The 15,622-nt window shown below is 51.6% G+C and carries 9 protein-coding genes; 7 read left to right on the plus strand and 2 right to left on the minus strand.

Translation table 11 applies throughout. The features are described 5' to 3' along the window. The first annotated feature begins 250 nt into the window (after positions 1-250). Together EII14_RS04525 and kbl are read left to right on the plus strand one after the other, a co-directional pair. Positions 251-925, plus strand: a complete 675-nt coding sequence (locus EII14_RS04525) for a lipocalin-like domain-containing protein (RefSeq protein ID WP_124931374.1) — start codon at positions 251-253, stop codon at positions 923-925. A gap of 205 nt (positions 926-1,130) precedes the next feature. Continuing rightward, positions 1,131-2,318 (plus strand): glycine C-acetyltransferase, encoded by a 1,188-nt coding sequence (gene kbl, locus EII14_RS04530; RefSeq protein WP_124931375.1) that lies wholly within the window; start codon positions 1,131-1,133, stop codon positions 2,316-2,318. An 863-nt stretch (positions 2,319-3,181) separates the two neighbouring features. On the opposite strand, the gene EII14_RS04535 is transcribed toward kbl, so the two are convergent. Then, positions 3,182-4,744, minus strand: coding sequence for a YifB family Mg chelatase-like AAA ATPase (locus tag EII14_RS04535; RefSeq protein WP_124931376.1), 1,563 nt, complete (start codon positions 4,742-4,744; stop codon positions 3,182-3,184). 70 nt (positions 4,745-4,814) lie between these two features. Further along, on the minus strand, positions 4,815-5,918 hold the full coding sequence (locus EII14_RS04540) for an AI-2E family transporter (protein WP_124931377.1): 1,104 nt from the start codon (positions 5,916-5,918) through the stop codon (positions 4,815-4,817). Positions 5,919-6,090: 172 nt separating this feature from the next. Here EII14_RS04540 and rsmI point away from each other — a divergent pair, with 172 nt between their 5' ends. The 5 genes from rsmI (at position 6,091) to EII14_RS04565 (ending at position 15,581) form a co-directional block, all read left to right on the plus strand. Continuing rightward, the gene (gene rsmI / locus EII14_RS04545) at positions 6,091-6,927 is read left to right on the plus strand and encodes a 16S rRNA (cytidine(1402)-2'-O)-methyltransferase (protein ID WP_124931378.1); all 837 of its coding nucleotides are present in this window, start codon (positions 6,091-6,093) and stop codon (positions 6,925-6,927) included. Positions 6,928-7,017: 90 nt separating this feature from the next. Then, the gene (locus EII14_RS04550; protein WP_124931379.1) at positions 7,018-7,890 is read left to right on the plus strand and encodes a hypothetical protein; all 873 of its coding nucleotides are present in this window, start codon (positions 7,018-7,020) and stop codon (positions 7,888-7,890) included. Between the two features lie 338 nt (positions 7,891-8,228). After that, a complete protein-coding gene (locus tag EII14_RS04555; RefSeq protein ID WP_124931380.1) occupies positions 8,229-10,859 on the plus strand; it encodes a zinc-dependent metalloprotease in 2,631 nt (876 codons plus the stop codon). Positions 10,860-10,961: 102 nt separating this feature from the next. Continuing rightward, entirely contained in the window at positions 10,962-14,207 is a 3,246-nt protein-coding gene (locus EII14_RS04560; protein WP_124931381.1) for a SusC/RagA family TonB-linked outer membrane protein, read from the plus strand. A gap of 21 nt (positions 14,208-14,228) precedes the next feature. Continuing rightward, positions 14,229-15,581 (plus strand): RagB/SusD family nutrient uptake outer membrane protein, encoded by a 1,353-nt coding sequence (locus EII14_RS04565; RefSeq protein WP_124931382.1) that lies wholly within the window; start codon positions 14,229-14,231, stop codon positions 15,579-15,581. Positions 15,582-15,622 lie beyond the last annotated feature (41 nt).

Here is a 15,622-nt window from a genome sequence, read left to right on the forward strand (position 1 = left end):
TTTTCCTTTAAGGCTTCTAAATGTTTGAAGCTCATGTTTTTTTGATTCTTTATTCGGAACGAAAATTATGTGTCGGGATTTTTTGTTGAGAATTGTTTTTGTATAATTATTGATACAAAAAACTATACATTACTTATTTTTCAAGGAAATAGCGATAAAGATAAAAAATGTCGCATAATTCCTGTTTTTTCTGCAAATAAATTTGGCTGAATCGATGAAAGAGTCTATATTTGCGGTATAAAATAAAAGAATGACAACCAAAAAACTCTTCTCTATACTGCTGCTCGGCAGCGTGCTTCTATCTTCGTGCAGCACACCGAGCAACGCTCTTACAGGTTCTATGTTTCAAAACACTGTGAGATCCGATTCCAAAGTGCAAAATACAGCAAAAACAGGCACAGGTATTTTGGAGAATGTCTTCTCTTCTTTACAAAGTGGTGTCGCGGTGACGGAGCAAGAACTTCTCGGCACATGGCATTACAATGGGGTTGATGCTGTGTTTGACAGCCAAAATCTGCTTGCGCAGGCAGGAGGAATGGTGATGGCGGCAAAACTCGAGAATCAGATTGACGAAAAGATGGAGGCTTTCGGTATTCGAAAGGGTACTACCACTTTCACTTTTAAAGCCGACAAAACTTTCACTGCCATTATGAACGGAAAAACATTCAGTGGCACCTATCAGTTGAACAAATCTGACAAAGTGTTGATTCTCTCCGCCATGGGAGGCTTCTTCATCTTTCGACCTCATATAGTGCGTACTTCCCGGGGGATCAGTCTCCTTTTCAAAGCCGACAAGCTGCTCGCTTTGCTCAATGCAACCTCCGGCCTGCTTGAACAGAGCGGTACGATCGCTTCCATGGGCGGTTTTACCTCTATGCTAAATAATTATACCGGTTTGCGATTAGGCTTGCAGCTCAAAAAGTAAAATCCTCCCCCCTCTTCAACATCGTCGACCCTCTTTTCACGAGGCGGCGTAATTTTTCTCAGAAAGCATTTCTCGTATTTATAGTTTCTTGAACGGACTCGTGTACAGTGGTACATCAGTTCCGTTCTTTTTTTTGAGAGAAAAAAGCGGTTTCTCGATTTTAACACGTACCTTTGCTTCGCAAAATTCAAAGAACCACAACATTATGTACGGTAAATTTCAGCAACATCTCCAAACCGAACTGTCCGCCATTCGCGAGGCCGGCCTTTACAAAACCGAGCGACTCATCGAAAGCCCCCAACAAGCCGAAATCAAAGTTGGTGGCAAGTCCGTGCTCAACTTCTGTGCCAACAACTATCTTGGCCTGTCCAATCATCCGCGCCTCATTCAAGCCGCCAAAGATGCCATGGACGCCCGCGGCTACGGCATGTCGTCCGTGCGCTTCATCTGCGGCACGCAAGATCTCCACAAGCAGCTCGAAGCCTCCATTAGCCGCTATTTCCGCACCGAAGACACCATTCTCTATGCCGCTTGTTTCGATGCCAACGGTGGTGTGTTCGAACCTCTCCTCACGGCCGAAGACGCCATTATCAGCGACGCCCTCAACCACGCCTCCATCATCGACGGCGTGCGCTTGTGCAAAGCCCAACGCTATCGCTATGCCAATGCCGACATGGCCGATCTCGAACGCCAACTCCAAGCCGCGCAGGCACAGCGTTTCCGCATCATCGTCACCGACGGAGTCTTCTCCATGGACGGCAATGTCGCTCCGATAGACAAGATTTGCGACTTGGCCGAAAAATACGACGCCCTCGTCATGGTCGATGAGAGCCACTCGGCCGGCGTAGTGGGTAAAACCGGTCGCGGCGTTTCGGAGTTTTTCAACACCTACGACCGCGTTGATATTTACACCGGCACCCTCGGCAAAGCCTTTGGCGGAGCCGTCGGTGGATTTACCACCGGCAAAAAAGAAATCATTGACATGTTGCGTCAGCGCAGCCGTCCCTATCTTTTCTCCAATTCCATTCCCCCTTCGGTCGTCGGTGCGGCCATCGAAACTTTCAAAATTCTCGACGAGAGCAATGAAATTCACGACCGTCTGGTCGAAAACGTCGATTATTTCCGCACGCGTATGCAGGCCGCCGGTTTCGACATCAAACCCACCCAAAGCGCCATTTGCGCCGTGATGCTCTACGACGCCAAACTCTCGCAGGTTTACGCCGCCAAGTTGCAGGAAGAGGGCATCTACGTCACCGGATTTTACTACCCCGTCGTGCCCAAAGACCAAGCCCGCATCCGCGTTCAGATCTCAGCCGGCCACACTCGTCCGCAGCTCGATCGCTGCATTGAGGCTTTCATCAAAGTCGGCAAGGAGTTGGGCGTATTGTCCTAATGTATTCTTCGGCATCAATGCCAATCTTCTCCGCATTGTTGTCCGTTCGGTGTTTATCTTTGCAAACACCCCTCACATTTTCGCGCGGCAAATCCCATGTGGGATTTGCCGCGCGAAAATCTTTTGGCCGTCCATCCGCTGCTTCCGCCCTTTCCTTTTGCCGAACCTGTTTCCGCTCTTGCTCACTCGCTCTTTCCGATGAAACCGCGCTTTTCGGGCGTTTTCCCACCCTGTTTTTTGTTTTTTGCCGTTTTGCCTTCGCAAAAACGCCTTTCTCTTTGACTGTCAACGTGTTCCTTGCGAAGGCAAGTGAAGGCAAACTTTTTTCGTGTATCGTAAGCTGCTGAAAAAGATGCTCTTACGGTGAAGGCAAAACTCTCTTTTGCTTTCACCTCCTTTCACCTGTTCCGCGAGAAAACCGCCCTTTTCGAGGATGGTGAAGGCAAAAAATCGACGCAACGGGGTGACTTTCAGATGATTGCAAAATAAAATTTCGTTTTGCCTTCACTTACCTTCGCACGAAAGTGTCAGAAAAACAGATAATTATCTCATTTTGCGAAGGCAGTGAAGGCAAAATTAAAACACAAGAAACGCGCGCGTGCGCGCGAGGGAGGAGTTTTCGCACGTTTGCCGACGAGGCAAAATTGTCTACCTCAAAGATAGAAACGCTTACCTCAGAGCCCGTTTTTTTTAGCTCCAATGCCGTGACGCTTTCTTCCCATTATGTTTTTGGGGTGGCTGCTTATGGTTTGCTTTTGCACTGTCTGCTCCCTGCCGCCGTCGGCGTGAACGCGTTGCGGAAACATCGGGGAAACGCTTCGGGAAGAGGCGCGTTGTTCACACGGAAGTTGCTGCCGGTGCGGCTATTCGCCCCAGTTGCCGCGATCGAGATTGCGGTAGCCGATGGCCTCGGCGATGTGCGACGGTTTGATGATGTCCGTCCCTTCCAAATCTGCGATGGTGAGTGCCACTTTGAGAATGCGCTCGTGCGCTCGTGCCGAGAGAGAAAGGCGTTGCATGGCGATGTCGAGGGAACGCCGGGCATGGTTGTCCAAGTGCACGAAAGTCTTGATGTGGCGTGCGCTCATCTGAGCGTTGCAGTGTACGCCGTCGATGTCGGCAAATCGTTTTGTCTGCCGTTCGCGTGCCGCCACCACCCGTTGGCGTATGGCGGCCGAAGGTTCGCCGTCGGGAGCGGTGGACAGTTCGCTGACCGAAACGGGCACCACTTCCACTTGCAGGTCGATGCGGTCGAGCAGGGGGCCGCTGATGCGGCTCATGTAGCGTTGCACCTGACCGGGGCGGCAGGTGCAACGGTGCGAAGGGTCGTTGTAGTAGCCGCAGGGACAAGGGTTCATGGCGGCAACGAGCATGACGGAACAGGGCAGGGTCACGTTGTAGCGTGCGCGGGAAATGGTGAGCTGTCGGTCTTCGAGGGGTTGCCGAAGGGTTTCGAGCGCATTCTTGCCATATTCGGGAAATTCGTCTAAAAAGAGCACGCCGTTGTGGGCAAGGCTCACTTCGCCGGGCTGCATGGTGGAGCCTCCGCCGATGAGTGCAACGTCGGAAATGGTGTGGTGAGGGGCGCGAAAGGGGCGTGTGGCGATGAGCGTGTCGCCTCGTTGAAGTTTTCCGGCCACGGAGTGTATTTGTGTCGTTTCGAGGCTTTCTGCCGGTGATAGCGGCGGCAGTATGGAAGGCAGGCGTTTGGCCATCATGCTCTTGCCGCATCCGGGACTGCCGACGAGAAGAATGTTGTGGCCGCCGGCTGCTGCCACTTCAAAAGCCCGTTTGGCGGCCGGTTGGCCTTTGACTTCGCTGAAATCGTGGGGAAAGTCGGTTTGTGCGGCGTAAAACTCGGCGCGGGTGTCTACCACTGTGGGGCGAATGAGGGTTGTGCCTTCCAAGTGTTGGACGACCTCGGAGAGATTGCGCACGCCGAACACTTGCAAGCGATCGACAACGGCGGCTTCACGCACGTTTTCTTCGGGTACGAAAAGGGCTTCGTAGCCCATGCGGCGTGCCAATATGGCCGTGGGCAACACACCTCGAACGGCGCGGAGCGTGCCGTCCAAACCCAATTCGCCGACAAACATGAACCGCTTCATTTGATCCGGCTCGCAGTGGAGAAGACCGTGTGACAAGAGGATGCCGATGGCCAGAGGGAGATCGTAGCCGCTGCCTTCTTTTCTGATGTCGGCCGGTGCGAAATTGACGGCCACATCGGCCGCTCCGCGAATGGAATAGCCGCTGTTTTCCATGGCCGAACGCACGCGGGTGCGACTTTCGCGGACGGCATTGTCGGGAAGGCCGACCATGAGGAAAAGCGGATCGCGAACGCCTTCGGTTTTTGTGACATTGACTTCGATCAACACGCGCGAAGCGTCAAGACCGTTGATGGAAACGGTGTGGATGGTGGAGAGCATGAGCAGAAAGAGGAGTGGGTACGAATAGGAGAAGCGAAGAAAGAGACGCCGGCAAAAATGCCGATGGGAGCTAATCGAAGAGGGGGGAAGAGGGGGGAGATTCCCGCAAAACGTATTGTTTGTAGTAGGCCACGAGAATGGTGGTGGTCGGCAGGGCGATGATCAAGCCGACAATGCCCAGCAGAAAGCCCCAGACGGAGAGAGAAAGAAGAATGACAGCGGGAGATAATCCCATGATCTTACCCATGATTTTGGGAGTGACAAACACGTCTTGAATGACTTGAACAACGACGTAGACGAGAAGCACCAACAGCATGATCAACCAAAAGGAACGTCCCGTTTCGGCCATTTGGAGCAAGGCCAAAAGAGCTGCCGGCAAAAAGCCGAGCACTTGAACGTAGGGAATGAAACTGATCAATCCCACAAAGCAACCCATGCCGATGGGCATCGGCAGGTCAATGAGCCAAAAACCAATGGAAAACATCACGCAGTTGGACAAGGCGATGAGTGCCTGTCCGCGAAAATAACCGCGCATGCCCGAAGCAACGTCGGAGGCCAAACGCGACAAGAAAGGCCGGTGGGCAACCGGAACGAAGTCGATCCAACCCGTGGAGGTGCGCTCATAGTCGATGAGGAGGAAGATGAGATAGAGCACGGCAATGGTGGAGGCGACGAAGCTGAGCAGAATGTTGGCCGTGGAGAGCACCATGTCCCACATTTGGGGAAGGGAATTGCGCACCACGTTGAAAAGGTTGTTTTCACGCAACACCTCCTCTACTTTGAGGGCGGAAAGGAGTTCGGCCACGTAGTGATCCATCCAGTCGGGAAGGTGCAGGGCATGGCTGCCGCTTTGAAGATAGAGCAAGGTGGCATCTTTGATGTGGGTGATGCTGTCGATCATCATCGGGACGAAAAAGCGAAGCACGCCCAACGTGGCCGCCGTCACGAGAATGAGAGTGACGACCACCGACAGCGCACGAGAACGAAGACGACACCGAAACTGGAAGAAACGCACGACGGGAATGAGTATCCAAGCACCGACCCACGCCACCAAAAAGGGAATGAGCACCGGACTCAGGTAGCGGAGAGTGTACAGAATGATGCCCGCGACGGATAAATACAAAATGCCACGCACGAAACGATCGAAGGTGATTTCCTGACGTAAAAACTGCATAACAGACAAGGGATTGTAACTCCTGCAAAGATAGCGTTTTTGAAAGCTCCGATGAAGTTTCACCCGAAATATTTGCATCAAACGGAAGAATCAATTATTTTTGCACACATGAAAAAGCGTGAAAGGCCATTAGGAAAAGGGCTTTTTGGCGCGCCAAACATCGAAGAAAATCATGTTATATCTCGTTCCGACCCCGGTGGGAAATCTGGAAGACATCACCCTTCGCGCAATGCGCATTCTCAAAGAGGTCGATCTCATTTTGGCCGAAGACACACGCACGAGCGGTGTGCTCCTCAAACACTATGACATCAGCACCCGGACGGCGAGCCATCATAAATTTAATGAACACCAAACGGCCGAGGCTTTGGCCGAACGTATGGCTGCGGGAGAGAACATGGCACTGATCAGCGACGCCGGAACTCCGGGCATTTCCGACCCCGGTTTTATGTTGGTCAGAGCGGCTATTGCCAAAGGGGTCGAGGTGCAGTGCCTGCCCGGAGCCACGGCCTTTGTGCCGGCATTGGTGGCGAGCGGACTGCCCTGCGAGCGATTTTGTTTTGAGGGCTTTTTGCCCCAAAAGAAAGGTCGCCGAACGAAACTCGAAGCCTTGCGGCAAGAGGAACGGACGATGATTTTCTACGAAAGCCCCTATCGGGTGGTGAAAACGCTCGAACTCATGGCCGAGGTTTTCGGCAAGGACAGGCGGTGCTCGGTGTGTCGCGAAATATCGAAACTCCACGAAGAAAGCGTGCGCGGAACGCTCGACCAACTCTCGGAACACTTCCGAGAACACGAACCGCGAGGAGAGTTTGTCATCGTCGTGGGAGGTTGTGCCTGCGTCGGAGAAAAGGAGGAAACGAACCCCGATAACCCCGATGCGCAACGAACGCGAAGAAAAGCGGTCAAGACAGACCCCGTCACCGGACAGCCGATCGACACGAAAAGCGAAACGATCGACAAAGCGGCTCTGAGAAAAAGCAAACGTCATCGGGAAAATGCGGAAGGATAGTCCGAAAGAATGTTTTCGGCCGACACCCTGCAAAAACCTCGGAGAAATAACCAAATACGAACAAAACTGCCACTTCAAAATAAAAATACCATGAAGAAAATTGTTTTTATCCTCCTTGCCGCCATTGGCATGGGACTTGTTTCAGCTTGTGAAACCAAAAAAGAACAGCAAAATGCCACCGCCCTGACGGCGGAAGACTCGTTGCAGCAAATTCTGGCGCAGAAAGAAAGCGAACTCAATGATATGGTGTCTACACTCAACGAAATTCAAGATGGATTTCGACAAATCAATGAGGCGCAGGGACGTATCAGTATCGAACGACAAAAAGGCGAACAAAATCAACGTGCTGCCATTATCGAGGACATGAAACTCATTCAGCATACCATTCGTCTGAACAACGATCTGATCGACAACCTCCGCCAGCAGGTGAAAGAGGCCAAGAGCAACGGATCGCGTCTGAAACAAACGTTGGAAGCCACTATCGCATCGCTCACGGCACAACTCGAAGACCTTACCAAACAAGCCGAAGACCTGCGGGCGCAATTGGCTCAAAAAGACATCAAAATTGCCGAACAGGGAGAGGAAATCACCAATTTGAAAGGAAATGTGAGCGAACTGTCGGTACAAAACGAAACCAAGGCTCGCACCGTGGCTACGCAAGACAAAGAACTCAATACGGCTTATTATGTGTTTGGCACGAAACGTGAACTGAAAGAACAAAACATTCTTAAAAACGGAGAAGTGTTGCGCACGGGAGATTTCAACAAAGACTACTTCACGCGCATAGACATTCGGGTCGATAAAATCATCAAACTCTATTCCAAGAGTGCACGCCTCATGACGACGCACCCCGAAGGCAGCTATTCGCTTGACAAAGATGCGAAAGGACAATATACGCTTCGCATCACCGATCCCACTCGTTTTTGGAGTGTGAGCAAATATTTGGTCATCACGGTGAAGTGATGCAAACGCCTCTCGTCCCCTCGTTCTTTCGGCAACGAGGGGACTTTTTGTTTTTATTGCTGTCCGATAAATTCCGCACTGCATAGTCCTATTTCTTACGAAACGTTAATCTCGCGAGCGTCGAACGAAGAGGGGAAAAGGAAGGAGCGAAGAAAAGTTTTCATTGTTTTTTGTGCTTGGAGTTTGCATAAAAGTATGTGTTGTCGTTTTATATCCAAATAATGAGAACGATGTTTGGAGAGCTGTCTTGAAAATTTTATATTTGTAGAATTGTGATGATTTTCAGGACGACTGCCATGGTCGTCGTTTAACTTTCTATCAAAATAAAACCGATATAGATGATACGTACTTCTATTTTTACTCGCATATTTTTTGTTCTTGCCGTATCTTTTGCCATTCAGCCGCTGACGGCCGCCCCTCTGTCTTTCGCAGCCGATCCGGATGGATTTTTGTTTTGGAGACGTAATAAGAAGAAAGTGGAGGAAAAGAAAGAGTCCGACTATCATCGTCTGACCGGGCGTGACTCCGTGGAGATGAAAGGAGTGGTCAATGTCATTTCCAAAAACGACGATATTTATTTTGAATTTCCTGCACGTTTGTTGGGACGGGAATTTTTGGTGGTCAATCGCCTGCAACAAGTGCCCAAGGAACTCAATGAGTCGGGGGTGAACAAGGGGGTCAACTACGAAACGCAAACCATACGTTTTGAATGGGACAAACCGCGTAAAAGACTACTCATTCGCCAACAAAGGCTCACACCCGAAGTGAACAAAGAGGCCGCCATGGCGCGTTCGGTGGCGGACAATTATCTCGATCCCGTTCTTGCGGCTTTGAAGATCGAAGCCCTCGCGCCAGACTCGTCTGCTTTCATCGTGAAGGTGAATGAACTGTTTGACGGTCGCAAAAACTGCCTCAACGATGTGTTCAACAACATCAACCTCGGCACGTCCGTCAATACGGATTTGTCGCGAATTATCGAAATCAAAGCCTTTGAGAAAAACATTACCGCCACTTCCGAACTGACCACTATCGTTCACGAAGGCAAGAGCAAGGTGAATGTCACGGTCGGGGTGAGTTGCACTTTGGCCTTGCTGCCCGAAGTGCCCATGTCGGGCAGAGAGGAAAATCAACGCGTGGGATACTTCACCACGCCACAGCTCAAATATGACGATTTCCAACAGAGCGTGGAAAAGAAAAACTATATCACGCGTTGGCGTCTCGAACCCCAAGACACCGCAGCCTACCTGCGTGGCGAACTCGTGGAGCCGGTAAAGCCGATAGTGTTTTATCTCGACCGCGAGGTGCCCGATTGGCTCAAACCCTATATGCGGAAGGGCATCTTGGACTGGAACGCTGCTTTTGAAAAAGCCGGTTTCCGAAATGCCGTCCGTGTGGAGGAATACACCGATAGCCTTGCTAAAATCGGCGATGATCTGGGCTACTCGGTGCTGACGTATGCCGCCTCGATGAAAGCCAATGCCATGGGACCTTCGGTGATCGACCCTCGTTCGGGGGAAATCATCGAAGCCGACATTATATGGTGGCACAACGTGCAGTCGCTCATCCGGGAGTGGATCATGGTGCAGACCGGAGCGGCCAATCCCGAGGCACGGTCGCTGACTTTGCCTCGTGAGTTGATCGGTGATGCCGTGCGTTTTGTGGCTTGCCACGAAGTGGGACACTCGCTCGGGTTGCGCCACAACATGATAGCCTCCAATGCTTATCCTACCGACTCCCTGCGCTCCGAGGCGTTCACCACACGCATGGGAGGCACGTCGGCTTCGATCATGGACTATGCACGTTTCAACTACATCGCACAATCGGGCGACGGCGTAAAGGTCGTTTCTCCCAACATCGGGGCTTACGACCTGATGGCGATCGAGTGGGGGTATCGTTGGTATCCCGAAGGGGCGGACGAAAAAGCGGAGTTGAATGCTTTTCTCGCCCGACACACCGGCAAAGAATACAGATATAGCGAGGCACAGCAGCAACGCAGTGCCATAGATCCGCGTGCGTTGAGCGAAGACTTGGGCGATGATGCCGTGAAATCGGCACGATTGGGCATTGCCAACTTGAAGCGTATCGTGCCCGAAATCGTGGAATGGACACGCACGGGCGAACCGGGACAAACCTATGATGAGGCCTCTAAACTTTATTCGGCCGTGATGTTTCAATGGAGCTTGTTTCACTATCATGTCATGGCCAATATCGGGGGCATGTATTTGGATCACGCCACCCTCGACACGAAACATCCGGCATTCTCTTTCGTGGAGAAAAATAAGCAACAGGAGGCCGTTCGCTTTTTGTTGGAAGAAGTGCTCACCTATCCCCAATGGCTGTTTGCCGCCCCACTTACACGTTACACCTATTTCCACCGCAACACTCCCCTCGGCACGGAAGAGCAACACCCTCATCTGGTGTTGAGAAATCAGCAAAACTATGTGTTGTGGGATTTATTGGACAATGGCCGGTTGATGCGCATGTTTGAAAACGAAATGCAGCAGGGAAAGCAGGCTTTCACGGCGGTTGAAATGATGGACATGCTGCACAAACATATTTTTGCAAAGACCATTGCGGGAGCAACGCCGAATGTTATGGAACGCAGCTTGCAGAAAAGTTTTGTAGACGCCCTCATCACGGCGGCCGCCGAGAGCGAAGGGGTTAAGATCAACAAACGATTGTATGACGATGCCGCTTTCTCGGACGCCCAATTCTATCGTTTGCCATGTCGCGAAACGGTGTGCGGCTGCGATGCACACGGTCGCACCTTGTCTTCCGCACCGCGGCGCATCGAAATGAGCAGTACGCAGGTGGGACGCAACAGCGATGCGATCAGCGTGAAGCGTGGCGAATTGATACGAGTGATGGCGTTGCTTAAAAAGCGGCTTTCCGGAAGCGAAACTGCCGCACGTCTGCACTACGAAGACGTCATTTTGCGCATTCAAACGGCATTGGGAATTAACAAATAATCTTCATATTGAACGACAGTTTCATCGTTTCGGCGTAGTTACACGCTTCCCATGATGCGTCGTGTCAAAATCTCCACATCATAACAACGAACACAAACATCTATGAAAAGAATAGCATTCATCTTTTGCGGTCTGCTCCTCATTCTGCCCCTTTTGGCGCAGGAGCGAACGGTGAGCGGTGTGGTCTACGACGGCGAGACGGAAAAAGAACCGCTGATCGGTGCCACCGTTTCCACTGTCGGCGGAAAGGGAATAAAAGGCATGCAGACGGACGAAAACGGACGCTTTCGCCTTTCCGTTTCGTCCGAAGTCAAAAGTTTGTTGGTGAGATATTTGGGATACCTTCCTACCACCGTCAAACTGCAACCCGGTGTGCAGAATTATGAAATCAAGCTCATGCCCAATAATGAGGTTTTCGGAGAAGTCGTGGTCACGGGCTATCAGAAGATCGATCGCCGCAAACTCACGGCCTCTGTTGCGTCGCTTCAAGTGTCGGACGAAGTGGTGGGCGCGGTGAAAAGCGTCGATCAAGCTCTTGTCGGACAGATTGCGGGATTGAGCACCGTGTCGGCCAACGGCGCACCGGGCGCACCGGTCAAAATCCGCATTCGCGGAACGGCCTCCATAAGCGGCACGCAAGAACCGCTTTGGGTGCTCGACGGCATGCCCCTCGAAGGCACCGACATTCCTTCCATGGAAGACCTGAAAGACATCGACAATATCTATCAGACCTCCATTGCCGGAATTAATCCCTCCGACATTGAAAACATCACCGTCCTCAAAGACGCTGCTGCTACCGCCATCTATGGAGCGAGAGCGGCCAACGGAGTGATTGTCATCACCACAAAGAAAGGAAAGGAAGGACGGCCGATAGTGAATTTTTCGAGCAAGATCACCCTCACGCCGACTACCGACATCAAGCGGCTCAACCTGCTCAACGCCAACGAAAAAGTGGATCTCGAACTGGCGTTGCTGTCTTCCGACTATAAGTATCGCGCCAACAAAGGAGCGGTGGCTCGGATCTTGGCGGAAAGCGGTGAAACTGCCACATACGCCACCGGCGGTTGGACGGCCTTGTCGTCGGCGACACAAGCGCGCATCGACGCGTTGCGCGGCATCAATACCGATTGGAACGATGTGTTGTTTCGCAGTGTGATCAATCAGGAATACAACGTGAGCCTCTCGGGTGGTTCGGAGCGTGCGAGCTACTATTCCTCCGTCGGCTATCACAATCAGTCGGGCACGGTGAAAGGAGTGGAAAACAACCGTTTCAACCTCACGCTCAAAGGCACTTACAGTTTGAACAAAATCCTCAAAGTCGGTGCGTCGGTCTTTGCCAATCAACGCGAGCAGGAAAGTTTTCTTGCCGACATGAACGGGTTTACCAATCCCGTTTACTATTCTCGATTGGCCAATCCTTATTTCCAACTGCTCAATGGCAACGCTTACAACTATGACACCAATGTGCAGGGCAAAGAAGACTCTTCGCTCGATTTCAATATCTTGGAGGAGCGCAACAATACCTCCAACCGCCGCACCGACCGCGCATTGATGTCTATCTTCGATGCAGAGCTGAAATTGAACGATTTCTTGAAACTCACCACTCAAATGGGCGTTCAGTACGATCAATATACGCTCAAAAAATATGCCGGTCATGACAGCTACGCCATGCGCAAAGAGAAGTTGTTTGCCACTTTCTCTTTCCCCGACGGGAAGCGCAGCATCCTCCCCGATGGCGGTATGCACAAAGTGACCGAATACCACAACAAGCAATGGACGTGGAAAGCGATGCTCGAATTTGCCCGCCGCTTCAATCAAATTCACGATTTGGAATTGATGGGCGGAACGGAAGTGCGTCGTTCCGAAACCGAAGCGATCTTCTCGGCCGCTTACGGCTACGACAATCGCACGCTCACCACTCAACCCGTGCTTTTCCCCTCGGAAAACATAGCCGAACTCTATCCGCTTTATAAAGAAACGCATCAGGAAAACGCTTTTGTTTCGTGGTTTGCCACTGGTTCCTATACGCTCTCTTACCGCTACACGCTCGGCGGAAGCATACGTTTCGACGGCTCCGATGTGTTTGGTGTGGCCAAGAAATATCGCTATCTGCCGCTCTATTCGGTGAGTGCCTTGTGGCGTGCGGCGCAAGAGCTGTTTGTCAAACGCTTGAAGTGGATCAACGATCTTAGTTTTAGAGCCTCTTACGGTTTGCAGGGCAATATCGACAAAAACACGTCACCCTATCTGATCGGAACTTTCGATCGCGTCACGATCCTCCCCGGAACACCTGAAAAAGTCATTGAAGCCGAAAATGCCCCCAATCCCGATTTGCGTTGGGAAAAGACCAAAAACATCAACCTCGGGCTCAACCTTTCCGTGCTTGACAATGCCATAACCTTCACATTGGATCACTACTATCGTCGCAGCACCGATTTGATCGGCATGCGCATGCTTCCGCTCGAAACCGGCTTCTCCATGACCACCATTAACTGGGCAAGCATGGAAAATCGCGGTTGGGAAATCGCCATTGCCACTCGAAACGTCAAAACGAAGCATTTTAAGTGGACGACACAACTCAATCTTGGTTTCAATACCAATAAAGTATTGAAGGAAACCGTGGCCGAAAATTCCACTTATCCCGGCCGTGAGGGCTACCCCATCGGAGCCGTCTTTGCCTATAAAACCGCCGGCCTCGACGCCCAAGGCTATCCTCTCTTTGTGAATGCCGAAGGAAATGCCATGACCGCCACCGAGTTTTTCAAACTCAACCGCCACGGCGCAAGCACGCTGACGGCCGAACAGCAAAGAGCTCTTTACTCCTACGTCGGAACGACCGATCCCAAATGTTCGGGTGGCTTCAACAACAGTTTTGAATATAAAAACTGGCAGCTGCATGTCAATTTTATGTTCAACCTCGGTATGAAAGTGCGCGTTGTTCCGTCTTATTCGCCCACCAACTACGATAGAGGGCTCAACACCAACCGCGACATTCTCAACCGCCGAACTCCCGCCAACCCTGCCGGCCTTTTCCCTTCGTTGATGGTGAGCACGGATCGTCCGGCCGAATACATTCGCTATTCGGAATACAATCTTTACAGCATGCTCGACACATGGGTGCGCGACAACAACTATCTCCGCCTCCAAAGTCTTCGTCTGGCTTACAAGTTCGAGCCGTCTTTGCTTTCCAAGTGGGGCATCAGCGGTCTTTCCGTTTCTTTGGAGGGGCGCAACCTTTGGGTGACCGGCAGCGACTATCACAATTATCTCGATCCCGAGACAATGGGCAACCCCTTTGCACAACCCATACCCAAAAGTGTGATCTTCGGGCTCAATATGAATTTCTAATCCTCAAAACCTTTCAAAACGATGAATACAAAATATATCATGATCGTGGCCATACTCGTGATCGGGTTGCTGAGCGGATGCGACGATTTTCTCGACATCACGCCGACGGGAAAGGTGATTGCCAAAACGGGCGAAGAATACAGGGCTTTGCTCACTTATGAATATAAAAACTTTCCCGAAGACCGGGGGCTTGCCACCCTGCGATCCGACGAAATGACGCTCGACAAGGCTTCGACCAATGCCGAAGACTACGATTCTTTCTTTGACATTTGGTCGTGGAACGATGACGCCCCCTCTGCCACAACGGTGTCTTTCGGATGGCGACGTTATTATCACGTAATCTATATTGCCAACTACATCATCACCCACCAAGCCGACATCACCCAAGCCACGGCCGCGGAAATATCGCAATTGGTCGGCGAAGCCCACATGATGCGCGCCTATGTCCATTTCTTACTGGTCAATCTGTATGCCACTCCCTATACCCACTGCGACCCCGGCACGACACGCGGCATTCCCGTTCAGTTGAAAGCAGACATCAATCAGCTCCCTCGCAGCAGCAGTGTCGAAAAAGTGTATGAACAGGTGTTGGCCGACATCGAAACGGCGCGTGCTCATCTCAACGTAAAGCTCTGGCCGAAAGGTTATAACTATCGCTTTTCAACCGTTGCGGCCGATGCGTTGCTTGCCCGGGTGCTCTTGCACATGGGACGTTGGGATGCCGCACAAGCCGCCGCCGAGGCCGTTTTGAAAGAGCGTTCCACTCTCGAAAATATGAATCTCGGCAACTCCGTGTTGCCCTGCCATTATACGTCGGTGGAAAGCATCGTCGCTTTGGAACAAGTCATGACGCATGTCTACAAAAACATCGGGATACCCTCCAAGGAAATTCTCTCCTTATACCGTTCTGGCGACATGCGCAAAAATAAGTATTATCGCCAAGTGACATCGAGCCGAAGCGAATTGCGCAAGGGCGGAAGCAATGAATATTCTTGTTCATTCCGCACGGCGGAATTCTATTTGACCGCCGCCGAAGCCGCTGCACGTCTCGGACGTTTTGAGGCGGCATTCAATCACTTGTTTCCCCTCATCGATCATCGTTACAACACCACCGCGGCCGCTCAGTATAAGACCGAACTGCGCGGCATGAACCAAGAACAACTCTTGGTTGAAATCCTTGCGGAGCGTGCGCGCGAATTGGCGTTCGAGGGGTTCCGCTGGTTTGACCTTCGCCGTACGTCACAACCTTCTCTCCGAAAGACTTATGGAGAAAACACCTATCAGCTCTCGCCGGCCGATGCCCGCTACACACTGCGCTTCCCCAGCGAAGCCGTCGAGGCCAATCCCGGTTTGGAACTGTGGCCTCTGAAATAAGAAAAAACAACTTTTAATTTATCCATCTCATCATTCAAAAG

This window comes from Alloprevotella sp. OH1205_COT-284 (assembly GCF_003859795.1).
GTDB lineage: Bacteria > Bacteroidota > Bacteroidia > Bacteroidales > Bacteroidaceae > Alloprevotella.